Origin of the sequence: Nitrosomonas communis (assembly GCF_900114745.1) — a bacterium.
In the GTDB taxonomy this organism is placed as follows: Bacteria; Pseudomonadota; Gammaproteobacteria; order Burkholderiales; family Nitrosomonadaceae; genus Nitrosomonas; species Nitrosomonas communis_A.
In genome coordinates, this window is record NZ_FOUB01000054.1 from 1 (window position 1) to 23,193 (window position 23,193).

21 protein-coding genes and 5 pseudogenes are annotated in these 23,193 nt (G+C 43.7%); 14 read left to right on the forward strand and 12 right to left on the reverse strand.

Annotation, left to right across the window (positions count from 1 at the left end):
* Positions 1 to 125: 125 nt before the first annotated feature.
* Together BM122_RS26590 and BM122_RS25320 are read left to right on the forward strand one after the other, a co-directional pair.
* Positions 126 to 425, forward strand: a pseudogene (locus BM122_RS26590) (transposase); the annotation flags it as partial.
* Between the two features lie 155 nt (positions 426 to 580).
* Positions 581 to 712, forward strand: a pseudogene (locus BM122_RS25320) (IS982 family transposase); the annotation flags it as partial.
* Between the two features lie 59 nt (positions 713 to 771).
* Here the strand turns inward: BM122_RS25320 and BM122_RS15650 are convergent.
* Genes BM122_RS15650 through BM122_RS15665 form a run of 4 tightly spaced genes read right to left on the reverse strand, consistent with a single transcriptional unit; the run spans position 772 to position 5,251 of the window.
* A complete protein-coding gene (locus BM122_RS15650) occupies positions 772 to 1,017 on the reverse strand; it encodes a hypothetical protein (RefSeq protein WP_074906551.1) in 246 nt (81 codons plus the stop codon).
* On the reverse strand, positions 1,014 to 2,363 hold the full coding sequence (locus BM122_RS15655) for a glycohydrolase toxin TNT-related protein (protein WP_074906552.1): 1,350 nt from the start codon (positions 2,361 to 2,363) through the stop codon (positions 1,014 to 1,016). Before BM122_RS15655 ends, BM122_RS15650 begins: the two co-directional genes overlap by 4 nt.
* Positions 2,351 to 2,845, reverse strand: a complete 495-nt coding sequence (locus tag BM122_RS15660; protein ID WP_074906553.1) for an RHS repeat domain-containing protein — start codon at positions 2,843 to 2,845, stop codon at positions 2,351 to 2,353. The genes BM122_RS15655 and BM122_RS15660 overlap by 13 nt, the downstream gene beginning before the upstream one ends.
* A gap of 3 nt (positions 2,846 to 2,848) precedes the next feature.
* Entirely contained in the window at positions 2,849 to 5,251 is a 2,403-nt protein-coding gene (locus tag BM122_RS15665) for a DUF6531 domain-containing protein (RefSeq protein WP_177198165.1), read from the reverse strand.
* Positions 5,252 to 6,027: 776 nt separating this feature from the next.
* Here BM122_RS15665 and BM122_RS15670 point away from each other — a divergent pair.
* The 4 genes from BM122_RS15670 (at position 6,028) to BM122_RS15685 (ending at position 10,643) form a co-directional block, all read left to right on the forward strand.
* Positions 6,028 to 7,011 (forward strand): 2-hydroxyacid dehydrogenase, encoded by a 984-nt coding sequence (locus BM122_RS15670; RefSeq protein WP_074906555.1) that lies wholly within the window; start codon positions 6,028 to 6,030, stop codon positions 7,009 to 7,011.
* Between the two features lie 38 nt (positions 7,012 to 7,049).
* Positions 7,050 to 8,225 carry a DUF819 family protein gene (locus tag BM122_RS15675; protein ID WP_218152111.1) on the forward strand — a complete coding sequence of 392 codons (1,176 nt, stop codon included), beginning with the start codon at positions 7,050 to 7,052 and terminating at the stop codon, positions 8,223 to 8,225.
* A gap of 328 nt (positions 8,226 to 8,553) precedes the next feature.
* Positions 8,554 to 9,033, forward strand: a complete 480-nt coding sequence (locus BM122_RS15680; RefSeq protein ID WP_074906556.1) for a tautomerase family protein — start codon at positions 8,554 to 8,556, stop codon at positions 9,031 to 9,033.
* A 191-nt stretch (positions 9,034 to 9,224) separates the two neighbouring features.
* Positions 9,225 to 10,643 carry an NAD-dependent succinate-semialdehyde dehydrogenase gene (locus tag BM122_RS15685; RefSeq protein ID WP_256212115.1) on the forward strand — a complete coding sequence of 473 codons (1,419 nt, stop codon included), beginning with the start codon at positions 9,225 to 9,227 and terminating at the stop codon, positions 10,641 to 10,643.
* Between the two features lie 84 nt (positions 10,644 to 10,727).
* Here BM122_RS15685 and BM122_RS15690 read toward each other — a convergent pair whose 3' ends face one another.
* On the reverse strand, positions 10,728 to 11,453 hold the full coding sequence (locus tag BM122_RS15690) for a glutathione S-transferase family protein (RefSeq protein WP_074906558.1): 726 nt from the start codon (positions 11,451 to 11,453) through the stop codon (positions 10,728 to 10,730).
* Positions 11,454 to 11,610: 157 nt separating this feature from the next.
* Between BM122_RS15690 and BM122_RS15695 the strand changes: the two genes are divergently transcribed.
* Positions 11,611 to 11,985 carry a winged helix-turn-helix transcriptional regulator gene (locus BM122_RS15695; protein WP_074906559.1) on the forward strand — a complete coding sequence of 125 codons (375 nt, stop codon included), beginning with the start codon at positions 11,611 to 11,613 and terminating at the stop codon, positions 11,983 to 11,985.
* 116 nt (positions 11,986 to 12,101) lie between these two features.
* On the opposite strand, the pseudogene BM122_RS15700 reads toward BM122_RS15695, so the two are convergent.
* Positions 12,102 to 12,404: pseudogene (locus BM122_RS15700) on the reverse strand (transposase); the annotation flags it as partial.
* Here BM122_RS15700 and BM122_RS24320 point away from each other — a divergent pair.
* The 3 genes from BM122_RS24320 (at position 12,366) to BM122_RS15715 (ending at position 14,383) form a co-directional block, all read left to right on the forward strand.
* A complete protein-coding gene (locus BM122_RS24320) occupies positions 12,366 to 12,515 on the forward strand; it encodes a hypothetical protein (RefSeq protein WP_218152112.1) in 150 nt (49 codons plus the stop codon). The pseudogene BM122_RS15700 and the gene BM122_RS24320 overlap by 39 nt on opposite strands.
* A 443-nt stretch (positions 12,516 to 12,958) precedes the next feature.
* Positions 12,959 to 13,582: a SagB/ThcOx family dehydrogenase gene (locus BM122_RS15710; RefSeq protein ID WP_083398533.1), complete on the forward strand. Its 624-nt coding sequence runs from the start codon at positions 12,959 to 12,961 to the stop codon at positions 13,580 to 13,582.
* A 69-nt stretch (positions 13,583 to 13,651) separates the two neighbouring features.
* Positions 13,652 to 14,383 (forward strand): hypothetical protein, encoded by a 732-nt coding sequence (locus BM122_RS15715; protein ID WP_074906562.1) that lies wholly within the window; start codon positions 13,652 to 13,654, stop codon positions 14,381 to 14,383.
* A gap of 132 nt (positions 14,384 to 14,515) precedes the next feature.
* Here the strand turns inward: BM122_RS15715 and BM122_RS15720 are convergent, their stop codons facing one another.
* Genes BM122_RS15720 through BM122_RS15730 form a run of 3 tightly spaced genes read right to left on the reverse strand, consistent with a single transcriptional unit; the run spans position 14,516 to position 18,170 of the window.
* Positions 14,516 to 14,857, reverse strand: coding sequence for a zinc ribbon domain-containing protein YjdM (locus BM122_RS15720; protein WP_074906563.1), 342 nt, complete (start codon positions 14,855 to 14,857; stop codon positions 14,516 to 14,518).
* Positions 14,858 to 14,916: 59 nt separating this feature from the next.
* Positions 14,917 to 15,414 carry an endonuclease V gene (locus tag BM122_RS15725; protein ID WP_074906564.1) on the reverse strand — a complete coding sequence of 166 codons (498 nt, stop codon included), beginning with the start codon at positions 15,412 to 15,414 and terminating at the stop codon, positions 14,917 to 14,919.
* A gap of 47 nt (positions 15,415 to 15,461) precedes the next feature.
* A complete protein-coding gene (locus tag BM122_RS15730) occupies positions 15,462 to 18,170 on the reverse strand; it encodes a cation-transporting P-type ATPase (protein WP_074906565.1) in 2,709 nt (902 codons plus the stop codon).
* A gap of 188 nt (positions 18,171 to 18,358) precedes the next feature.
* Between BM122_RS15730 and BM122_RS15735 the strand changes: the two genes are divergently transcribed.
* A complete protein-coding gene (locus BM122_RS15735; RefSeq protein ID WP_074906572.1) occupies positions 18,359 to 18,883 on the forward strand; it encodes a protein tyrosine phosphatase family protein in 525 nt (174 codons plus the stop codon).
* Between the two features lie 161 nt (positions 18,884 to 19,044).
* Here the strand turns inward: BM122_RS15735 and BM122_RS15740 are convergent, their stop codons facing one another.
* Together BM122_RS15740 and BM122_RS15745 are read right to left on the reverse strand one after the other, a co-directional pair.
* Positions 19,045 to 20,067, reverse strand: a complete 1,023-nt coding sequence (locus tag BM122_RS15740; RefSeq protein ID WP_074906566.1) for a patatin-like phospholipase family protein — start codon at positions 20,065 to 20,067, stop codon at positions 19,045 to 19,047.
* Positions 20,068 to 20,527: 460 nt separating this feature from the next.
* On the reverse strand, positions 20,528 to 20,851 hold the full coding sequence (locus tag BM122_RS15745; protein ID WP_074906567.1) for a hypothetical protein: 324 nt from the start codon (positions 20,849 to 20,851) through the stop codon (positions 20,528 to 20,530).
* 250 nt (positions 20,852 to 21,101) lie between these two features.
* Between BM122_RS15745 and tnpA the strand changes: the two are divergent.
* Positions 21,102 to 21,344, forward strand: a pseudogene (gene tnpA / locus BM122_RS15750) (IS200/IS605 family transposase); the annotation flags it as partial.
* Positions 21,345 to 21,514: 170 nt separating this feature from the next.
* Here the strand turns inward: tnpA and sohB are convergent.
* On the reverse strand, positions 21,515 to 22,516 hold the full coding sequence (gene sohB / locus BM122_RS15755) for a protease SohB (protein ID WP_074906569.1): 1,002 nt from the start codon (positions 22,514 to 22,516) through the stop codon (positions 21,515 to 21,517).
* Between the two features lie 263 nt (positions 22,517 to 22,779).
* Here sohB and BM122_RS25325 point away from each other — a divergent pair, with 263 nt between their 5' ends.
* Together BM122_RS25325 and BM122_RS15760 are read left to right on the forward strand one after the other, a co-directional pair.
* Entirely contained in the window at positions 22,780 to 22,914 is a 135-nt protein-coding gene (locus BM122_RS25325; protein ID WP_256212118.1) for a hypothetical protein, read from the forward strand.
* Positions 22,915 to 23,106: 192 nt separating this feature from the next.
* Positions 23,107 to 23,193, forward strand: a pseudogene (locus BM122_RS15760) (IS200/IS605 family transposase); the annotation flags it as partial.

Consider the following 23,193-nt stretch of genomic DNA (forward strand, 5'->3'; position numbering starts at 1 on the left):
GCGTCAAACTCTGATAATCTCTCATTTGATTCTCCTAGCTCTTGATCAAGCTAAAAGAATCACGGTGACCGTATCACACGGTCAAACCTTTAATAATCCCCCGGCATAGCCGGAGGATTACCTTATTTATTTATAGGTTCAAGCTGCACCTGGTCATCAATGACTAGGGGGAATCGCTGGGGGTAAAAATAACAGAGGGCAATATGGATGACCGTGACCCGGTACCAGAGTTGACGCGCTCCTTGTTTGGAAGCTCTTTGGGGACCGAGGTTACTTCTCGCAGTCACTCTTTGAGTAGCTTTGGGAACAAGGCGTGTAACTCGTTACCAAGGTACGCAAGAAGATAAAAAACAAGCTGTTGCCGCTGTTTGACAAGCTACTGTTACGTATACGCTCGATCATTGATGACCGTCAATGATCAATTATAGCAAAACCAGCTAGAAATGATTCAAAGAGTATTCTCATTGTCTCATTTAGCAGAAAAGGGCATACGCCAAAGCACTGTGTAAACAACAAAACCAAACCGTTGAGATGCTCTTCAAATCCTATAGATTCTGAATCATTCTTAACTGGTTACGCTATAAAGAATATCTCGCAAATCGAGCATTCCCACCATCACAGCCCATTTAACTTCTTTATTAATCTGATAGCCGGGCTGGTGGCTTACATTTTTCGGGAGAAGAAACCCTCACTTAACATTAGGTTTTCTTAAGCTCTTCCAGTCGTAGGAGAGATGATTCTTATGTCGAACTCACATTACGTTAAATAAATTTAGCGAGACCAAACTGATTCATCATTTTTAAGTAATTCAAGAAATGCGTTACAAGCCTCTTCCTCAGTAGCATATTCGTGCAAATCTCCTCTTTGCCCTCGCTCAGCATAATAGATTAACCAAATACCATTTTCTTGCACTAAACAATAAGTTTCATTAGCCTCAGGAACACCAATACCGATAGAATATGCATCCGGACGGGCTCCAAGTTGCTTTAAACGGCCAATCAGTTCAGGTAAATTCATTGACTAACACTCCTTAAAAAACCTTCTTGGAGCAATTCACGCACTGGTCGATCTGTTACAAACTGTATTCCTAATCCTGTCTGCCCATATGCTGGCGCTATTTCACCAGTTCGAACATTCAGTGGTTTTACCACTTCAAAAGTTCTCAGCGGACGACTTTCAGTTCCAGGCCGTAATGCTCGCATTGCTGCTGGAGTTCCTGCCGGTGACAAGAATCTTCCACCATCAAATCCAATTCGATCTATTCTTGCGCCTGGCAACAATGTAAAACTTCGTGGAGCACCAAGAAATCCTTCATTAGGTGGGTCAAAGGGAACTAATGATTTATTCTTTGGAATCGTTCTTTTTGCCACCTCATTAGCTACACCACACATTTTCTTTCCATTCCCAACCGGCCCCGGCACTGTCCAGACCGGCTCAAGCGCATCGGGAAATTTGGGATTGGGTTCTGTGGACTTCAGCATATCTAATAGTGTTAATGCTCCACCCACTGCCCACCAAAAAAGAGGGTTTTCTCCCGTTGGATCGGTATATTGTAGAGGATTATTAAACACATAACGGTAGGGATTCAATCCACCTGCCAAACCAATCGGATCACTCTGCAGGTAGCGTCCTGTGCTGGGATCATAATCCCGCAAGTAGTTGTAGTGCAGTTGGGTTTCTTGATCGAAATACTGGCCGGCAAAACGGAGATTGTATTTGAATAGTTTGCTGTCTCCATCTGGATCTTCATCCGGAAGGTTAGCGCCAAAGGGATCGATATTGTCCCAACGCCAGATTGGATTATGGTTCTGATCGATAATCACTCTTGGCGTGTTGAGATGATCAGCTTGAATAAAGTAGACTTTGATCGCGTCGGTTTTTGCATTTCTTTTCAGTACAGCAAGGGGAATGTCACCCAGCCAGATAGTTTCCTGCTTCACTTCCCAGTTGTTGCTCTTTTCTGGATCCTTGTTTACAACTCTGTATTCACCGATAATTTTTCCTGCCGGATCATACACAAAGAGCGTCGGATCCACCTTGCTGTTTAGATCACCTGCTTTAACGATACGCTCTCCATGACCATTATATCGATAGGAAACGCTACCTTCTCTCACTACTTTAGAGAGTCTGCCAGCCGCATTCCAGGCATATCGGTTTAGCCCATCCGTGAGTCGGTTACCCGCAGCATCGTAGATAAAGCTTTTGGTTACTGGCCCGGCCAAATGAAGGAGACGATTGTTTATCGGATTCAGTGCATAAGGATAAGCCATACTACCTGTCTGCATACTGATGCGATTACCATTGGCATCATATTGCCATTGATAACTGCTCGTGGTAGTTAACTGAAGAGTTATTTGATCCAAAGCGTCATAATCGTAGCTTCGGTTATAGACCTCATTGGTATGAGTGTGGTATGAGTGGCTTGGGTAATCCGGTCAGCTGCATCATAGCTGATAAATTGCGTGCCCTCAGCCAATGGATGCTGAATGAGTCGGCCGTCTTGATCAAAATCACGGGTATGCGGCTGATCATTGCCCCACACCCAGCTTTTTGGATCATCAAATGGCTGATAGCGGATGTCTCGGATGAGTAATTGACCATCGACATGCATTTCAATGGGTCGACCATCTTCCCCATATAGAAGGACAATCTGAGCGCCTGAGGGATAAGTCATTTGTATGATGCGGCCATTGCTGTCATATTGATAGCTGAGCATATGGACCACATTTTCTTTACCCAGAACAACGGTCTGGGTTTTACTCAGTAAGCGCCCATGCTGATCATATTGGTAAGCAGTTGTACCCGCCTTATCTTGCATGCGCGTGAGGCGTCCAATACCATACATGCCTTAGTCATAGTGCCAGGTAATCGCTGCTGTACCAGGAATACCTGTCTGCGTCGTGTATGTCCGGTTGATGGGTCGATTAAGGGCATCGTAGGTAGTCATTTCAACAATACCGCGTGCATCGGTACGTGAAACCAGGTTGCCTGTAGTGTCATAAGTATAGGTAGTAGTGCCCCGATCTGCTGAGTTTTCGCGAATCAAGTCATTCAGACCATTGTAGGTGTAGGTTGTGGTTACTGCTTTAGGGTCAGTGACGCTGACTACTCGATCCAGCACATCATATGTTTGCTGACTTGGGCCTCCGGCGGGATCGTTGATCTGAATCAGTCGGTCTAGCACGTCAAATTTTTGGGTTGTGATACGGGCTAGCGGATTTCTGCTTTGCTTCAAGTTGCCATTTGGGTCATAGCCTAGCTCATTAATCTGGTTTTGCGCACCAATTGCTTTCCACAAGCGATTCAAAGCATCGAACTCACGCTGGCGGGTTTGTGTCAGTGTATTAACAGGATCAAATACTTCTTCTTTGATGCGATTCCCTATCGCATCAAGAGTATAATCAGTTCGATTGCCGAGGTTGTCTGCGATTTGTATGAGACGATGTGCAGGATCATAGCTATAGCGAATGAAGCTACCATCAGGATGAGTAAGTTTGATCAATTCCCCGACAGCATCATAGTCATACTGCGTAGTTTCTCCGCCTATGGTGCGGGAAAGCAGTCGCTGACGAGCATCGTAGGTCAATGTAGTAATGAGTCCATTGGGATCAATGATTTCTTCTGGTTGACCATGAGGATTATAGCGCGTGATCTGGGTGACATGTCCAAGTGCATTGGTGATTTGTTTAATTTGACCACGACAGCCGGAATGTTCACTAATACAAGTCGCATCCGGCGCATAGTAGTCTAGAGTGGTAATATCGGCAACATCGGTGCGCGGGCCATCCATCATACTCTGTATCATCACACCAGGCATATTGGGATGGTAGAGATAACTTGCAGTCCAGGTACGGGTTGCCTGAGTCGCCAGATCTTTCAGGCTATAACGGGTGAGATTGCCATAATTATCGTATTCAATGGATGTCTCACGTTCTGCTTCAGTGGTCCTGATGGGAAGATAAAATATTGAATGCCAATCGGTCAAAATGACTCGTTCAGTCGTAGTCGTATTAGCGGTTGGAGTGTAACTAACCAGGTTATCTGGACAAGTTTGTTCTGCAGACAATCCTTCGATGCGAGCTATTTCTAGGTTGCGGCTGAGATCGTAGCTGTAGCAGGTCTTATTGCCATTGAAATCGGTTTCGCTAGTGATATTGCCGTTATCGTCATAGATGATGCTCGATGCAGTCGGCCCACAGCCTGAGCCACCAGGTTGCGATTGGCCGGCGCTTTTAACAACTCCAAGAACAGTTTGGAAATAGTAGGTGCGTTGCGTACCTATTGGATCAGTAACCGTCGTGCTATTATCGGAATTATAGGTAAGCTGATAGCGATTAATTCCATTTGCGTGTTCTGTGGAAATTGTTTCCCCACCTTGAGCGTATCTATAAGTAGCAAAACGTACCCCATTTTCATCTGTGATGCCTGTCAAAGCATACGGTAAATCAGAGTCACTGGTATAAGCTGGCTCATTATAATGGTAAATACGAAATGTATTATCGGGATAGGTGACGCCAGTAAGATTACCACTGGTGTCGTAACTATATCGATAGATCCCACCAGCTAAATCAGTTAATGTGGCTATACGATTACTGCTATCATAGGTTAATCGGAGTGCGCGGCCGACATCATCGTTAACAGCAATCAGGCGGTTATCTGTATCATAAATAAAAGATTGAGTACGACCAGCACGATCCGCGATTGAAAGTAACTGTCCTGATGGATTATAAGTTTCGACAGAATCCTCTATAGAAACAAGATATTGCCAGCCTATTAAGGTACCATTTACATCTTTAAGTTCGGTTAAACGATCGGAGTTGTCAGCATCCGGTGTCCAATTATTATCAAATAAATGAAAGAGCAAAACAGATCCATTCTCACGATAAAGAAAGATCGTTGAGTCAGGAAATAAAGTATCTCTCCTGATGAATCTATCAAAATTACTACTCCAACCATTACCAAGATTTAATGATCGTACCCCGTTGTTAAACGTTCTACTAAAACTAAGTGTATTACTAATGTAATCTGTTTCGTTCTGGAATTTATTGCCCGTTCCTATATTGACAGGGTTAGTTCCATTATTGGTTACAGAGGAACAATCGTTCCCCATGTTTTTAAAAAAATCAATTTCGCCCCTTCGATATAATTCAAATGCAAATGGCTCCGGATTTTTAGGATTATCACTTAGAAAGCCGGTACAAGCAGGGCCACGTACGCTATAAGGCTCTTCATGAGGATCCCAAAATATCACAACTCCTTCTGCACTAACTTCAAGTTTAGGGGGGAGAAATGGTGGATATGAGTTTTTTAAGAAATAATCTTTACAAGCTGCCAAAGGAGTACTTCCAGTACCTTCCTTTATCTCTTTAAGATCTCTATTTTGCCTTGGAATTGCTGCATATCGATCGTCAATTGAGGTTGCCCAGGCCGCTTGGTTTTCTATTAACAGACACGATAGACAAAATACAATAAAACACTTTTGGCTCTTGATGTCACCAGAACATGCGAATCTTGAAGCAAGGCCTTGCAGTAGAAGAGTAAGTAAGCCAAGTATATGTAAGATAAAATTAATAAAATATAGAAATTTGACTGGTCTTCTTGTCGTAGCATAATCATAATGATTAAACCATTTCTTTATTTCAAATTTGATCACAGATAACTTCCAATATCCTTCTTTAGCAGATAAAATAATATGCATTCCCTTGTTGATATAATCCAATTATCAATACAGTTTTGCTGAGGCTGTACAGTGTAGTGCAATCGATTATATGAAGCTTCACGTAACTTGAAAGATAAAAATAAGATACTTTTCGGGTTTAATTAAGTGTGCACATACAAATGCAATCGGCAAAAAATAAGATATCACACCGATTAAACCTGCTTTATAAACCAGTAAGCTGCGAATTTGATATATTGTTAAAGCGCTCTACTGTATTGAACGAAACAACCTGGCTTGACAGCGCATTAAGCTTTCAATACATTTCACTGAGAGCATAAATTATTCCTATCCCCAACAAACGCAATTGTATGTGCGCAGTTTTTCTTGATTTCGGTTCCGTCACACGTGGCGATATCGATTGTACGAAGCTGGAACAGGCTATCTCACCCTGGCGCTATTACGAAGATACCGCCGCAGAGCAAGTTATTGAGAGAAGCAAGAATGCAGAAGTCATTGTCATCAATAAAGCCCTGCTGGACCGTGCCGCATTATCGTCCGCAAACCGTTTGAAATTGGTCTGCATTGCTGCGACCGGTTATAACAATATCGACCTCACAGCAGCGGCTGATTACAATATTCCCGTTTGTAATGTGCGCGGTTATGCCACTCCTTCTGTGGTGGAGCATGTCTTCATGCTCATACTCAATCTTTCACGCCGTTTTATTGAGTATCAACATTTGGTAGCGAATGGTGGCTGGCAGAAAAGCACCCATTTCTGCCCGCTTAATTTCGGGATAGAAGAGCTATCAGGCAAAACGCTTGGGATTATCGGCTATGGTGCGCTGGGAAAAGCAGTAGCAGAAATAGCCCAGGCATTTGGAATGCAATTGTTAATTGCTGAGCATAAGGGCCAGCCTGCCCGCTCAGGGCGTACGGCATTTGATGAAGTGATCAGTCAGTCAGATTTTATTACCCTTCACTGTCCGCTTTCAGATGTAACCCGCAATCTGATCAGTCAGAGGGAATTTGAGCTAATGAAGCCATCGGCCTATCTCATTAATACAGCACGCGGTGGCTTAGTGAACGAAGCCGATTTACTGGAAAGCCTATCTTATGGCCGCATTGCCGGTGCAGCCACTGATGTTTTACAAAATGAGCCGCCTGTTGAAGGCAATGTATTATTGGAGTACCCACAGCCCAATTTGATTATCACACCGCATATTGCCTGGGCCAGCAGAGAATCCAGGCAGCGTTTGCTCGATCAGATTGCAGGCAATATCCAGAATTTTTTCCAGAATAAACCGTTTAATCAGATCAAGGAAGCATTAATCTCAGGCAATATGCATGATTAGATAGGATATTTCTCAAGTACAAAATCAATAGCATCGTGATGGGAGAGCTTATTTCTTTGATTCCTGCTGATAATCACTTCGCGATCATGGGCGCGCTTTTTGCCATTGCCGCTCTCGCTCTACTTGCAGAAAGAACCCGTGTAGGCGCGCTGCTAACCAGCGCTGTCATCGTGATACTCGCTGCCATCATCACAGCGAATGTAAATATCATTCCGCATTCAGCCCCTGCTTACGATTTTGTCTTTGCCTATTTTGTGCCTGTGCTGATTCCGCTCTTTCTGTTCAAGGCTGATCTCAGGCGTCTATTTTTTGAAACGACGCGCATGACGATGGCGTTTTTGCTAGTGTGCTTCGGCACTATCAGCGGTGCAATCGTGGCCGTGTTGTTGCTCGATCTGTCCTCACTCGGAACAGGAGCGGCAATTGATGCTGCTTTGCTTGAACCTGCGATCGCAGGGCTGTTTACCTCCACCTACATCGGTGGTTCAGTCAATTATGCAGCCTTGGGGGAAATCACCCGGCTGCGTGAAGATGCATCATTTTTTTCAGCGGCCACGGCTACGGATAATCTGTTCAGTGCGTTGTATCTGGCCGTGTTGGCGATGCTGCCAAGTTGGAGCTGGCTTGCGCGACGCTACACTCCCCGCAATCACCATATCGCAAATTCAGAGCTTGCGCTGGGGCATCCTACTCCATTGACTTTGGCCATGTCTCTGACGCTTGCGCTGCTGGTTGTGGCCACTGGGGATGCGCTGACGAGCTGGCTAGCTATTCCAGACTGGCGTTACGCAATGATTACGCTGCTGGCTGTCATCCTTGCCACCTTATTTCCCAAGCAAATGGCACGGCTGCATGGTGACTTTGAACTGGGCATGCTTTTGTCGTTGATATTCTTTGCAACCATCGCTGCAGGAGCCAATGTTCTGGCCATGATTCAAATTGCTCCGCTGCTGATCCTGTTGGTAGCCATTCTTTTGATGGTACATGCGCTGATCACTTTCGGCTTCGGCAAGCTGCTCGGATTTTCATTGCCAGAACTGATTACTGCTTCCAATGCGGCAGTGCTCGGTGCAACCACCGCGCCCGCCTTAGCCGCCGCCAAAGAATGGCGCGATCTGATCACCCCTGGCGTGCTGGTAGGTGTTTTGGGTTATGCATTGGGAACCTTTGCCGGTACTGCGGTATATCAATTCTGGTCTTGGATTGCGAGTTAATTTAATTTCTAAAACAAAACGGATTTTGCGGTTTCACCTTGCCGTATGATTTATCCTGTCTGCGGCTCGCCTTCACGTCATTTTTGATTTAGAAATGGAATGACAGATCGGCTCCCCATTTTTTTCTGAAAAAGACAAAAGTCTACTTACCTGCCTCTGATAAATCTCATAGAGTTTTTCAATTAGAGAAAAATTACACGAAATAATGAAGTAGCTTACATATGAAATTAACTTGCATTTTGCAAGTTTCATGGCTAGACTATCATAACTTGCAAAATGCAAGTTATGATATAAATAGTTCTGTATAGGTCGTTATAGGAGAAATACCATGCCTCTGTGGAAAATTTATCATCCCGTTGGGTCATTTACTACTGAAGACAAAAAGAGTTTATCGGAAAGGATTACGAATGTGTATGCAAGCGTCCCCATTCCTAAGTTTTATGTGGTAATCATTTTTGAAGAAATAACTAAAGATTCCTGCTTCGTAGGTGGCGAGCTGCATAACAAGTTTATCCGGTTTAAAGTTGATCAAATTGCCAGGACGCTTCCTGGCCCCGTCATCCGAGAATGGTGGGTAAAAACCCTTGATGAGGTTATTGCCCCCTACGTGAAAGATAGAGGATATGACTGGGAAATTTCAATTGATGAAACTCCTTTCGATCTTTGGTCGCTCCAAGGGGAAATTCCACCTCCTTTTGAATCAATCGCTGAGAAACGGTGGGTCACGGAAAATAAAGCAGGCCCTTATACCTTGACAGAAAGGCTTCCTGTCAATCTCCTTCTCGCTCCAGGAATAGCTGATCGTTAGATTCTAGCTTGGCTGACCTTAATCAGGGTCAGCCAATTGACCGTTTCGACAGGGCCGCTTCTTTCAAAAATTATATGAGGGGTATGAGAGTAGGCAGCGGTTACTGTTAAGCTCATAGAAGAAGAGTGGCAACCGGATCAAACGCACTTTCTCGATCTAGCCTGCAAAACAGAGGAATCCTCTTTCAAATCGTGGAGGACATTATGGTTTATCAAACAATTAATCCAGCAACAGGAGAGCTAATTAAGACGTATGCAAACATTTCCGATCAGGATCTTGAGGCTGCAATTACAAATGCACATAAGGCCTTCGAAACCAAATGGCGCCATTGTCAAGTAGCTGAGCGAGCAAAAATCGTTTCAAACGCAGCCGTTCTCTTGCGCAAGAAGAGCGAAGAGTACGCCTATTACCTGACGCTGGAAATGGGTAAACTGCTTAATGAGGCGCAGGCAGAGATTAGACTTTCCGCCGATATTTTGGACTACTACGCCAAGAAAGCCGAACACTATTTGAAGCCGAAAATACTGCCAGAATCTCAAGGCGCAGAACTGCACATAGAGCCACTCGGTATCCTGCTCGGCATCGTGCCGTGGAATTTTCCCTATTACCAAATCGCCAGGATAGCAGGGCCGCAGTTGATGGTGGGCAACGTACTCCTTCTAAAGCATGCCGAGAACGTACCGCAATCAGCCTTGACCTTTGGCCGTCTTTTTGAGGAGGCAGGTGCTCCAACAGGGATCTATACTAATATTTTTGCCAGTATCCAACAAATTCGCAGAATAATCGAGGATCGGCGCGTACGTGGAGTCACGCTAACTGGTAGCGAGCGTGCTGGCGCAGCAATCGCTGAACACGCTGGTCGTAACCTGAAAAAGTCGGTACTGGGGATGGGCGGAAGCGATCCGCTGATCGTGCTTAAAGATGCGCCGATAGAAACTACTCTCGATAGCGCCTTGTTCGGGCGGATGTTTAATACTGGCCAATGCTGTGTCGGTTCGAAACGCATCATTGTCATTGGCAAAACGCGCAGCAAAATATTCCTCGACGGCTTCATTCAGCGGATGGCCTCACTTAAGGCTGGAGATCCCCACGACCCCCAAACTACTTGGGGGCCCCTATCCTCCGAGAATGCACTGAATATTCTGCTGAGTCAGGTCGCATTAGCCACACACGGGGGTGGAAGAATTGCGTTTGGTGGTAAAAGAATTGACCGTCCTGGCTTCTATTTAGAGCCAACCGTGCTCACCAATATTGGTCCAAACAACCCAATCTATACACAAGAACTATTTGGTCCTGTTGTATCTTTCTATAGCGTAGAGAACGAAGAAGAAGCCATCCGCCTAGCAAATGCAACACCTTTCGGCCTTGGAGCCTCGGTATTTACAGCTGATGTGGAACGCGGCCGCAAGATTGCAGCGCAAATCGAGAGTGGCATGGTCTTCATCAATCAGCCGGTATGGACATCCGCCGAGCTTCCATTTGGCGGTATCAAAAATTCAGGCTATGGCCGAGAGTTATCAGAGCTGGGCTTCGGTGAGTTCGTCAATCAAAAATTGATTAATATTGCGCCAGTCGGTTCGCCGCCGTGGGGACCAGTCGTCTTCGATTAAAAGCGTGTAACTTTCCGACTGAATTTTTCAGAACAACTTTTCCGCGATGTATATAATAAATGACTGTTTATTTTTCTTATTTACTTATGCTAAAGGTGAATCACTACTCTCAAGATCCTGATAAAACTCCTTTTTTATTCTGTCAATAAAATCAAGCAAATTGTTCTTTGACAAACCGTATTCTTTAAGAGGCGATTCAATTGGGCAACCGATGATATTGATGAAGTGGCTAAAAGCGGAAGCATCTAAGGTGGTAGGTTGATCTCCTAGAAAATATTGCTTACTCCCAAGGTATGCTGATAATGCATCAATATCTTGTTTACCTAATGTAAAAATTTCTTCTATTTGATGCCTACCTATGCCATGACCATAAATTTGCCGTTTGATTTTTGGACGCCATCTATTAGCAACCATATCCCGGATAAGAGGTGGCAGTCCTCCAAAAATTGCCTTCTTGTTGACTCGCCAATTTTCATCTGTGTATTGCCAGCGCGAATAAAGCAAAACCCAAAACAAATGCTCATCGAGTAAACGCTGCATGGCTACTGATATCGCCACTTCTGCATCACTTAGTCCTTTATCTAGGTCTTTATAGTTTGATTTCAAGTAGTTAATGATAAAACGAGAATCGCCTATCGTTTCACTGTTATCTTTTATGTAGGGCAATTTACCTTTAGGAGCACCAAAAGGAAGTGCCGGTTTGATTTCATATTCAACACCAGCCATTCGCAAATACGTTTCGATTTTGCAGCAAAAGGGGCTTAAATTTGGAATTCCCCAAGTCCGTTCAAATTGGTAAAGTTTTAACATGCTATTGATCCTTATCGTATTGTTAGCAATCACAAGTTAATTGTATAATGCAAGTAACTATGTGCCATGTGTTTACACAATGCAAGTTAATATAGCTTGTAAACTTGCTAAATGTAAGTGATCAAACTCTTCTTTTATTTTTTAGATATACTAATTTATGACTGATGAACTCGATAAACCAACTTTCGAGCGATCATGTTGCCCGATTGCTTGCTCACTCGATCTCCTGGGTGATAAATGGACTTTGTTAGTTATCCGTGATCTGCTATTAGGTAAAAAACGCTTTCAAGAATTCTTGGAGTCTCCAGAACGAATTGCCACAAATGTATTGGCAGACAGACTAAAGAAAATAGAAACTGCGGGGCTTGTTATTCAACAAATATATCAACAGAAACCGGTTCGTTATGAATATGTTCTGACAAAAAAAGGAGATGATCTTAAATTTGTACTTCAAGCTCTGGTTAAATGGGGGCAAACATATTATCCAGGTACTAGAGTGTTTGAATCTGTTGAGCGGCGTTTAAATACTTAAGAGGGTGAGTTTGTAAACTGAGATATATTAAATTTCTTGGAGTCCAAAGTTTCTTAAAATAACGCGAGTTCGGCATCAGAATCATCATACTTCGGCTGGAAGAGCTTGAGAAAATCTAATTGCACGCCCTGCTCCCCGAGTTGCTCAAAGAGCGGCTGCGAGATATAGTCCCGATCGCCAAAGAGTTTCCCAAACAAGGACTGTGCCAACTCCAGTGGGGAATCACGGTCGTCGACATTGCCTGCCGTGATTTCCACTTCCATCAATTCACCCTGGTTCATTGATGACCAATTGCCGTTTGAACCCATAAACCAACCCACACTGCTCTTTCCTTGGGCAGCAAACTCTGCCATCACCTTATGCGACCAAATGTGGCGGTTGTGGCACACACTGATCTTGGTCGAATCAATGAAGCTGATATTTCTGTGGATAGTGGCTATGGCGGTCGTTTAGTAAGTTGGGTCGTAGAACGGTTTAAATTCTGTCTGGAGATGGTGTTGCGCCCCAAGGAAACCAGGACATTTGTGTGACTGCCTCGTCGCTGGATAGTCGAACGCACTTTTGGTTGGCTGAACCATTCGCATAGGCTTCTTCCATTTCTAAATCAAAACTGACTTTGTCGCTTCACCTTGCCGTATTATTTATACGGTCTGAGGCTCGCCTTCGCGTCATGTTTGATTTGGATATGGAATAACATGTTCTTTCCACGTCTAGTAGATTGTTCCAGTAAACACTTTACCGCTCGCAGTGAGCCTGTCGAACTGCTCGTGGTGAGCTTGTCGAACCGCTAAGAAACTGATACTGGCCCCCGACTAGCTCAGATCGAACTGTACTATTGTAAATGTTATTCTGGAGCGATCACCTGGTAATATGAAGTTAAATCGGCTAAATAAGATTGAGGTTAGGAATTAATAATATGCTGCTACGGTCATATTTATTGCTACTGCTAATCTGTTTTCTAACAGGAGGCGCTATGGCCCAACGAAGAGCACCACAAAGTGAAATCATTGCCTTACCCAAGCCTGCTTTAACTGGTTCAACTTCTCTTGAGCAGTTACTAGCAAAACGTCGTTCCATCCGTGAATATCCAGCTACCACATTGAAGTTAGCCGAAATCGGACAGTTATTATGGGCAGCACAGGGGATTACTCACCCACATGGCTATCGAACTGCGCCATCGGCCGGTGCCTTATACCCGCTACAGTTGTATCTGGTCGTGGGAACAGTGCAGGATCTGGTTCCAGCGGTCTATGGTTATGATCCTGATCGGCATTATTTAGTATTGATGCAAGGGGGCGATCGGCGCAGTTTATTGACAAGCGCTACTTTCGGTCAAGACTGGCTGGTCAATGCGGCCGCCATCGTGGTATTTGCTGCGGATTATAAGCGCACTACGCGTAAGTATGGGGAGCGTGATAAGCGTTATGTTCATATAGAAGCTGGGCATGTAGCGGAAAACCTGTTTTTACAAGCCAATGCCCTGGATTTAACCACAGTGATAGTCGGCGCTTTTGATGATGAGGAAGTTGCTAATGTATTGCGACTACCGATGCAGGAACAACCGCTTATCCTGATGCCCATTGGCAGGCAGCAGTAATTTTCCATAATATTTCTGTTGTCTAGCGCTCATTATTCGGTATGCCTATTCAGCTACAAAAATATTGTTATGGCAAGCCTATTACTTATCGCAACAGAAGCTCAGGAACTGGTTAAGCAATTACCCGAAGCGCGGCACCAAGTACTACAAGATGCCCTGGCTGAGCTTTGTGAAGCGCATTGGCAGATTCTGCGCGGACCACAACCGACTACACGATTGGCACAGACACTATGGTCAATTACCCCACCACTAGCAGATTTGCTGATCGATTTATACGCCACAGGTGATACACGATTGAATGACGTATTGCCACGTAATGATTTAGCAAGAGAGCTCGCGCTCCTTGTTTTGGCGGAAATCCAGCACGGTAATGAATTTGGCGTGCATATCGCTCATGAACCGATGAAGGCATTCGAAACCGTGCCGCCACCTGTATCATGGCTTAATCGTATCGCTGCATTGCTGCGAGGGACACTCGACGCACCCCATCTACATCACCATAAGCGGCATGATGCATTGTGGAAAGCCCTGGCTGTGATCACCTCCCATACCAAACGCCTTGATTTGCCTGCAGTGCTACTGGTAGTTTATTACCTCACGGAATCTCCGGTTCAACCTGATGGAGCTGCCGGCGCAGCATTAGAAAAATTGCGCCATGATGTGGAGGATGTCGGCATTCGCTTTTTAAAAATTCAAAATGACTTGATTCACTTTGAACAACATCATCATCCTCACAAACCCGTACGTACCAGGCAATTAGGTGAGCTATTGCTGGAAATCAGGCAGCTGTGGTTAAGCTAAAACAATCAAAAATCATAATACCTAATTCCATTTCTAAATCAAAACTGACTTTGTCGGCTTTACCTTGCCGTATTATTTTATACTGTCTGCGGCTCGCCTTCGCGTCATTTTTGATTTGGAAATGAAATAAAGCTATGTCTTTTTTACGAATTCTGATTTCAGCTTCATAGCGCCAATACCATCAATTTTACAGTCAATGTTATGATCGCCTTCGACTAGGCGGATATTTTTGACTTTAGTCCCTACTTTAATCACTGAGGACGAGCCTTTAACCTTTAAGTCTTTGATAACTGTGATGGTATCGCCATCTTGAAGAATGTTGCCAAACGCATCGCTAACAACAGGTTTATTATCGATAGGTTCCGGTATGGCTTGCTTTGTCCATTCATGTGCACACTCCGGGCATATATACATATTTCCCTGCTCGTAGGTGTATTCTGAACCACATTCCGGGCACTTTGGTAAATCTCTCATATTATTCTATCCTCTGTTTGAATAACGCTCATTTAAACTTTACTGGCTTGTTTGCCTGATCAAATTAACCGGCTTAATTGATCAACTTTTTTTAGCATGGTTGGAATTCTATAGATGCTATGCATGGAAAGAATGTGCAATTTTGCGGCAGAGAGCGCTTCACCTGCACTTGTAATATAGAGCGGCTGCTTGCTTTTCCCTCTATATAGCGCATAGGTTTCGCTAATGCCAGCAAATCGCTTTTTAGCTACACCGATGACCTTCACATTGCCATGCAATGCATCGTATAGATGCTTACCCAGACCGGGCTTAGCATATCCATCTAAATAAACATAGCCATCAATCACAATGTATTCTGGCTGTAAGCCGTGTTCGCTTAATAGCTTGAGAATACCAGGGAGTTCCCGTTTATAAAACTGTCCGGCAACATAGTCACCCACCTGCTCGATCCTGGTAGCATACATCTTATCTGGTTCAGCATCAGTCCATTGTTTAAAGGCAATCCCTGCAACCAAACCATTGTGGTTGTCGTAATGAACGTCTAACGCTAATATCAAAGTTATCTATTGTTAGTATTACCAAGTAAAAGCTGCTGCTAAAAAACTCATATTTTGGCTATTTTATAGCGGCTAATCAAATACTTCTCAACTTCAACCATCAAAAATAGCAGCACACCAAATGACACCACTTTGGTCCAGGCAGTAGGATCAATTCCCGCTGTACCGAACAATTGCTGCATCAAGGGGTGGTAGGTAAACAAAAGCTGAATCACTACCAGGATACTTATAGCAAGCAGCACATAAGGGTTCCCGAAGAACCCTTTATAGGAAAAGACTGGCGCCAGCAGGTAACGGCAATTGAATAAATACCAGATCTCTCCCATTACCAGTGCATTGACAGCAATAGTCCGGCACGCTTCAATGCTGCCGCCTTGTGACTGTTCCCATAAAAACAATCCAATCCCACCGCCGGTAAGAACTAGGGACACAAATGCAATACGCCATATCATGAACCGTGACAGAATAGGTGCACTTGGGTCACGGGGCGGACGCTGCATGATTCCTGATTCTGCTTTTTCAAAAGCAAGTGACAGTGAGAGCGTGACTGCAGTGACCATATTGACCCACAAAATCTGTACAGGAGAAATGGGCAGTGTCATCCCAAGCAGAATGGCAATGATCAGCATACCAGCCTCACCGCCGCTGGTGGGCATAATATAGACGATTGTTTTTTTGATGTTATCGTAAACTGTGCGACCTTCCTCCACCGCATGCGTAATCGAGGCAAAATTGTCATCCGTAATCACCATCTCAGATGCTTCCTTGGCGACTTCAGTGCCTTTTTTGCCCATTGCCACACCGATATCTGCACGTTTCAGAGCAGGCGCATCATTCACGCCATCACCGGTCATGGCTACGATCTCACCATTGGACTGCAATGCCTTCACCAATCTCAGCTTGTGCTCTGGGCTGGCGCGCGCAAATACATCCGTTTTGCTAACCGCCTCGCGCAATTGCGCATCATCCATCTGATCCAGTTCAACCCCGCTTAACGCCATCTGACCATCCCCAATCCCAAGTTGCATGCCAATCGCGCGTGCAGTAGCGATATGATCCCCGGTAATCATTTTGACGTGTATCCCGGCTGATCGACAGCGCTGCACTGCCTCAATCGCTTCTTTTCTTGCTGGATCCATAATGCCGACTAGACCAAGTAAGGTAAAATCAGTACGTACATGATCGAAAGTCAGCGTCATCTGATCTTTTTCAGCAGTCTTGACGGCAATGGCCAGTAGCCGTTGCCCCAATGCAGCTGCTTCCTGCATCTTGGCTTGCCAATAGTTGTTATCCAGTAGACGATCGCCCTCTATGCTTCGCTCTCTGGTGCAAATAGCCAAAACTTCTTCCGGGGCTCCTTTGAGATAAATATAGCCATGCCCTGCATGGTCATGATGCAAGGTTGCCATAAAGCGATGTTCAGATTCAAAAGGAATAGCATCGGTACGCGGCAGTGATTCATGTTCGAATGACGGATCCAATTCCACTTTTAAGGCAAGCGTGATCAAGGCTCCCTCAGTAGGATCTCCCTCAATTGTCCAATTGTTCTCGTGTTCTCGTAATTGCGCATCATTGCACAGCAGCCCTATTCGAAAGAGCTCAAGTATCTCGGTAAGCTCATTCATGAGAAGCTTGGTGCCTTGCACACTGAATCCTCCAACGGGTGCGTAACCTATTCCGCTCACATCTATTTGATAATCAGCTGTAATAACGCGCTGCACCGTCATTTCATTACGCGTCAGTGTCCCTGTCTTGTCGGTGCAAATGACAGTTACCGCACCTAAAGTCTCCACTGCTGGTAAACGGCGAATAATCGCATGTCGCTTGGCCATCATTTGCACTCCTAACGCCAGCGTAATGGTCATGATGGCAGGCAGCCCTTCTGGAATGGCGGCAACAGCGATACTGACAGCTGCCAAAAACATTTCTCCTAGGTGATAATCACCCAGAAGCATTCCATAGCTCAGCATGCACACAGCCAAAACAATGATCACAAGGCTCAACCAGTGTCCAAATGCTGCCAACTGTCTAAGCAAAGGAGTTTCAATAGTATCGACGCGTTCCAGCATGGCGCTGATGCGCCCTATTTCAGTTTGATCAGCTGTGGCCACCACAATCCCTGCACTTTGGCCATAGACCACTAAGGTACTTGAATAAGTCATGCACAGTCGATCACCGATCGTTACCTGTGCTGGTACGGCTTCGGTTGTTTTTTCTATAGCCTCGGATTCTCCCGTCAGGGCAGCTTCTTCCACACGCAAGTTTTTTGCGCTGAATAAACGCAAATCAGCAGGCACCTTATCGCCGGATTGCAACAACACAATATCACCAGGAACCAATTCTTCTGCACGGATTTGTATGCGCTTGCCATCTCGCAAAACCATCGCATCGAGCGAAAGCATTTGACGTATGGCATTCAACGCTTTTTCGGCTTTACCTTCCTGGATGAAGCCAATCAATGCGTTGATGAGCACCACCCCGACAATCACGGCCGTGTCGACCCAGTGGCCCAGCAGCGCGGTAATCATGGCTGAGGCTAGCAACACATAAATCAGCATATTGTGAAATTGCAGCAAAAAACGACTCCATGCACTTCGTTTTCGTGGTGGCTTCAGCCGGTTGGGTCCATGCTGTTTGAGCCGCTGCTCCGCTTCCGTCTGCGTAAGACCATGACGGCTGGTTTGAAGGATTGCCATCACTTCTTCGGCTGTTCGATTATGCCACGCAGTCTCTGAATTACGTTTGAAAGTTGCCAATTGTTTTACCTCCTATTGCACATATCTAAATCAAAAAATAATGTGAAGGCAAGCCGTAGACAGGATAAATAACACGGCAAGGGGAGCCGGCAATGTCAGGTTTGATTTAAAAGTGGAATGAGTGAATGTGCTCTTCAAATTGTGCTACCTTATATGTTATTTACTCTGAAACCATTACAGAACTTAATATGAATTCGACACATTACATTATTATATTGTTGCTGATCTCTTTCATAAGTATTACTCAAGCAGCCGAGCAAGCTCCTTTTGGCAACCAGATTAAAGCAGTCACTAACTACAACCGTGCCACCACACAAGTTGCTACTGGAGGTAAATTGAATGAAGGGGGTGTGCAGGAGCTGGCTGAAAAAGGCTTTAAAACAATCATTGATCTACGCACCGAAGCTGAGGGTACTCTGGCAGAAAAGCAGGCGGTTGAAGCTGCTGGCATGCGCTATATCAATATCCCAGTAACCAGCGCCGGTATTAGCGATGAGCAATTGGCTACTTTTACCAGTATAGTTGAGCAAGCTGCCACCCCCATGTTGCTACACTGTGCCTCAGGAAATCGCGCTGGCGCAATGTGGACAGCTTACCGCCTGAGTAAAGGAATAGAGCCCGATATCGCTTTTGAGGAAGGTCGTACTGCAGGCATGCAAATCAGTATGGAAGAAAAACTCAAAGCTAGCTGTCGTACGAAAAGTATGTGTTGAAAATCAGCCAAGTGAATAATCTTGCTGGATCTCTCCACCCTGTTTTTCCAGCAAATACGAGACTCTAAATCCTTTTTAAAAGGCAGCAGGGACGCGGCGCAAGTAGGCGAAGCTGATTTACAAAGCGTCCTTTGCGATCACCATGTTAGATTTTACATCGTTTATTTATTGGGTTTGACAGCAGGATTATCATACCAATCAAAATATTTCAACGTGCCCTCTTTTCCAGACTTGACCAACTCCTTCTTTTTAGTATCTGACAAATCAAAATCTGTTGTGCTTACCCCTAAAGTATCTATGTAAATGGTTCGCGCCCAGTCATCATTATGCAAATGCGAATTCTGTTGTGCCTCCCAAATTGTACGAATTAGCGCCCATGTATATTCAAAGAAGTTATCAATCTTTTTATGTGGTAACTCTGCATGATCACGAAATATCGAAATTTCGTCTTTTGTATCCAGTCGGAAACCCTGAGTTTCTTTATTATACACATAGCGAGATATAGGCCTATCAGCACCTTCGAAATGCGAGTTTATTCTTTTGTAATACTCAGGCTCAGTGAAGTTTCCATTTTTAAGATACTTTTTTCGGTCAAACAGCTTTATGGGGTAATTATCTAAAATACCGCCATCTATATAAACATCCCCACGACTGCTGCGTTTTGTTGCAAAAAACAGAGGTAAGGACATTGAGATTCTTACGGCGTCTGCGACACATGTTCTTGGAGTATGCTCTGCCGAGAAAACCTCTGAAAATAAAGTAGATAAATTGGTGCCCATGAAATATAAAGATTTGAATCCACGTTTTTGCTTCATAGCTTCAATATCTGCAAATGTAGCTTCGCTATTTCCTGTTTTTTCTTTAATTAACTTTCCAATCCAATCCCTAAAATAATCCCCTTTATACCATCCAAATTGCTCAATTAGCCGAGCTGTATCGCGAACATTGCCCCATGAATCATCCAGGAATTCGTTGAAATCTAGTGACCAAAGGATATCTTGTGTTTCTTGCGGGGTAAATCCAAGGCCAAGCAGTATCGCATTTATGGCACCAGCAGAGGTACCACCTATTCGTTGAATGTTAGAAATTATCGCTTTATCAATAAGCACATCAAGCGCACCAACATAAGCAATTCCTTTTACCCCGCCTCCCTCGAACACAAGGTTACGAAATACATAAGACATGATCATCCCTCAGTAATTGAAATCTAACGCCGCACTTTGCGTGCTGTTTTGTAGCGCAAGCGAAAAAAGTCTGGCAACAGTATTTTGTTATGCTTTTAGCCACGCATAAAACTCCTCAGACATCTTATCCTCAACGGCTTCTATGGTTCTGATATCAACGGTTGAATTGCACCCTATAAGAGAAACTACTATCTCTCTTCCTGCTTTGGCTATTCCATTTCTAAATAAGCGGATGTGATTTTTATCGTACGCTATATCACTTTATACCACTTACTTTTATTCACAAGTTTGCAATAGCCACCACCTTATCGACGGTGGATAAATTTTACTAAACTAAAACCATTCCTCTCTATATTCATTTATAACTATATTTCATAAATGCATTTCATACATTATGCACTGACTGACACCTTTTAAGCTCACGCGCTATACAAAACATAATAAACATAGACACTTACAATCATTGTTGGGCCAAATTCTTAATCCGGTGAATTTGATATTTTCTTAAATCTTTTGCAAGGGGATGATTAACCATAGGGCGAAGATGAGTCAGCGAGATAACGTAATTCTCTTCGGTTTTAAATGGAAATTTCAAAGTGCATGATATGCCACCTTCATCCCCCAAATAATGAACATCGATAATTTCTAGACGTTGATTAGCTTTGAGTTTTATATTTCGCTGTTCTAGTAGCGAAACAAATTTTTTAGATGGATAAACAGGAATTGGTAAACAATTCTTCATTTTATTCATCAATTCCATTGCTTCTTGATAATCATCAATCATAGTGCACTAACACTTATATCATTATTTACCAATCAGCCGTTCATGGCCATTTTGAGCTAGGCCTAATGAATAGTTTATCCGTCGCAATCCCCAAGCTGCAATAGCCACTGCTCTATCGACGATAGATACACCTTGTTGAACTAAACTAGCCGGGAATGGGATACTTATGGGAATTGTAAATAAACGAGGTAATCCCCCGGCTTTGCCGGGGGACTATTAAAGGTTTGACCGTGTGATGCGGTCACCCTGATTGTGCATTAGTATTCCGCCGAAGTACTCGGTATCCCACATAGTAGGATATATCAAAGGGAAAAGAGCGATATCGATTGCGCGGAGATTGATGGGAAAAACAAGGAATTTTACAGGTGAGAGTTTTTGGGCACGTGGTTATTTTGTATCCACGGTGGAATTAGATGAAGAGATGGTCAGAGAATATATTCGACATCAAGAGAAAGAGTATGAACACTATGACCAACTCAAGCTGGGTATATGAGGCCACCTTTAGGTGGCACCAGCTTTTTGCCCCTTTGAGGGGCTAACATAAATAAGCCTCCGGCAAAGCCGGAGGTAATTTAACTTAAACGATGGTTCTGTAACCTGTTATCCTACAAAATACAATGGTAGACCCCATTCTGTGCTGCAATTGCAAACTTGGCGTAACGATCAACTATATTGCGCTTTGTCGAAAAGTCGCTCAATCTGAAACCTCATTTTTTCACTCAATGATTTCTTGCTCACATATTTAATCTCATAAATATCGGCGTCTTTGCTGCTTTCCAGCAAGTAGTCATCACTAGTTTTCAGCTCATCGACCAGCTTCTTTTCCAATGCGCGTGTTCCGTGCCAACTTTCACCGGTAGAAACCTGAACGATGTCGACTTCTGGTCGGTGCTGGACAATAAAATCTTTAAACAACAGGTGAATATCCTCTATTTCTTCACGAAATTTAGCCTTCGCTTCATTTGTATTTTCACCAAACATGGTCACAGTTCTTTTAAATTCACCTGCTGTAAACTGTTCAAATTCAATATTGTGCTTTTTCAATACTTTATTAAAATTGGGTATCTGGGCAATTACGCCAATGGAGCCTATGATAGAAAATGGCGCGGCCATAATACGACTCCCGACGCATGCCATCATATAACCACCACTAGCAGCGACTTTATCGACTGAAACCGTGAGTGGAATGTTTTTCTTACGAATACGCATAAGCTGGGATGCCCCCAGCCCATACCCATGGACTATGCCGCCACTGCTTTCCAATCGCACAAATACCTCATCGTTTTCAGTGGCCACCGTCAAAATAGCAGTAATCTCCTCTCTTAGCGACGATACGGCCGAAGCACGAATATCACCATGAAAATCCAACACATAGATGCGCTTTTTTGGGGAGCTATTATTTGTACCTGTAACAATTCCTTTTAGTTTTTCTTTTTCCTCTTTTAGATATTTTTTTAATCCCTTTTTATGTAATATGCTGGCGTTCATCGCCATCGCCATATCATCATATTTTTTATTCAATTTTTTAATTTCAATAAACTCTTTTTTGCCTGATCGCTTTCTGTTGGACATAAACGCAAAGAACAGCGCCACCGCTATAATAGCAATTACAATTGTTACGGTTTTCGCCAAAAATAATCCGTAATTAATAAAGAATTCTGACATTGTCTGAATACCACCCCTATATACTAAAGAAGTTAATTATTTTGCCATTTATTAACAGTCAAATATCTGTAGAACCATTATCTTACCTGCATATTCAAATTTAATCCGGACGGAGCACAGGAAAAATAAATCAATGTCACAATAGCTGTTGAAAATGTGTTGTTTTTCCAAGAGACGTAGGAAAAAGTGTTGGCGTAATATTTTTACTAATTCCATTTCTAAATCAAAATTGACGCGAAGGCGAGCCACAGGCAGTATAAATAATGCGACAAGGTGAAGCCGACAAAGTCAGTTTTGATTTAGAAATGGAATTAGACGATCCTGCAATCTATGCTATTCCAAGTAATGTGCAAAATAATGTGTTACCACATCATGAAATTTTGCTATCCATTGTTTAAGTCAGTTGGCATAAGCATTCTATCTCTCGTCTATGCAATGACTGGCACCTTTCCAATACCTTTTCATGTATAGCATATCTCCTATAAATAAATAAGGTAATCCCCCGGCTATGCCGGGGGACTATTAAAGATTTGACCGTGTGATACGGTCACCGTGATTCTTTTAGCTTGATCAAGAGCTAGAAGAATCAAATGAGAGATTATCAGAGTTTGGCCCATACGACATGGGACTGTAAGTACCATATCGTATTTATTCCGAAAAGAAGGAAGAAAGTGATA

Coding starts and splice junctions, on each gene's coding strand:
- BM122_RS15650 (WP_074906551.1), bottom strand. CDS start 1,017: ATGAATTTACCTGAACTGATTGGCCGTTTAAAGCAACTTGGAGCCCGT.
- BM122_RS15660 (WP_074906553.1), bottom strand. CDS start 2,845: ATGTATGGTATTGGACGCCTCACGCGCATGCAAGATAAGGCGGGTACA.
- BM122_RS15670 (WP_074906555.1), top strand. CDS start 6,028: ATGTGCGCAGTTTTTCTTGATTTCGGTTCCGTCACACGTGGCGATATC.
- BM122_RS15675 (WP_218152111.1), top strand. CDS start 7,050: ATGGGAGAGCTTATTTCTTTGATTCCTGCTGATAATCACTTCGCGATC.
- BM122_RS15680 (WP_074906556.1), top strand. CDS start 8,554: ATGCCTCTGTGGAAAATTTATCATCCCGTTGGGTCATTTACTACTGAA.
- BM122_RS15690 (WP_074906558.1), bottom strand. CDS start 11,453: ATGTTAAAACTTTACCAATTTGAACGGACTTGGGGAATTCCAAATTTA.
- BM122_RS15695 (WP_074906559.1), top strand. CDS start 11,611: ATGACTGATGAACTCGATAAACCAACTTTCGAGCGATCATGTTGCCCG.
- BM122_RS15710 (WP_083398533.1), top strand. CDS start 12,959: ATGGCCCAACGAAGAGCACCACAAAGTGAAATCATTGCCTTACCCAAG.
- BM122_RS15715 (WP_074906562.1), top strand. CDS start 13,652: ATGGCAAGCCTATTACTTATCGCAACAGAAGCTCAGGAACTGGTTAAG.
- BM122_RS15720 (WP_074906563.1), bottom strand. CDS start 14,857: ATGAGAGATTTACCAAAGTGCCCGGAATGTGGTTCAGAATACACCTAC.
- BM122_RS15735 (WP_074906572.1), top strand. CDS start 18,359: ATGAATTCGACACATTACATTATTATATTGTTGCTGATCTCTTTCATA.
- BM122_RS15740 (WP_074906566.1), bottom strand. CDS start 20,067: ATGTCTTATGTATTTCGTAACCTTGTGTTCGAGGGAGGCGGGGTAAAA.
- BM122_RS15745 (WP_074906567.1), bottom strand. CDS start 20,851: ATGATTGATGATTATCAAGAAGCAATGGAATTGATGAATAAAATGAAG.
- sohB (WP_074906569.1), bottom strand. CDS start 22,516: ATGTCAGAATTCTTTATTAATTACGGATTATTTTTGGCGAAAACCGTA.
- BM122_RS25325 (WP_256212118.1), top strand. CDS start 22,780: ATGCGACAAGGTGAAGCCGACAAAGTCAGTTTTGATTTAGAAATGGAA.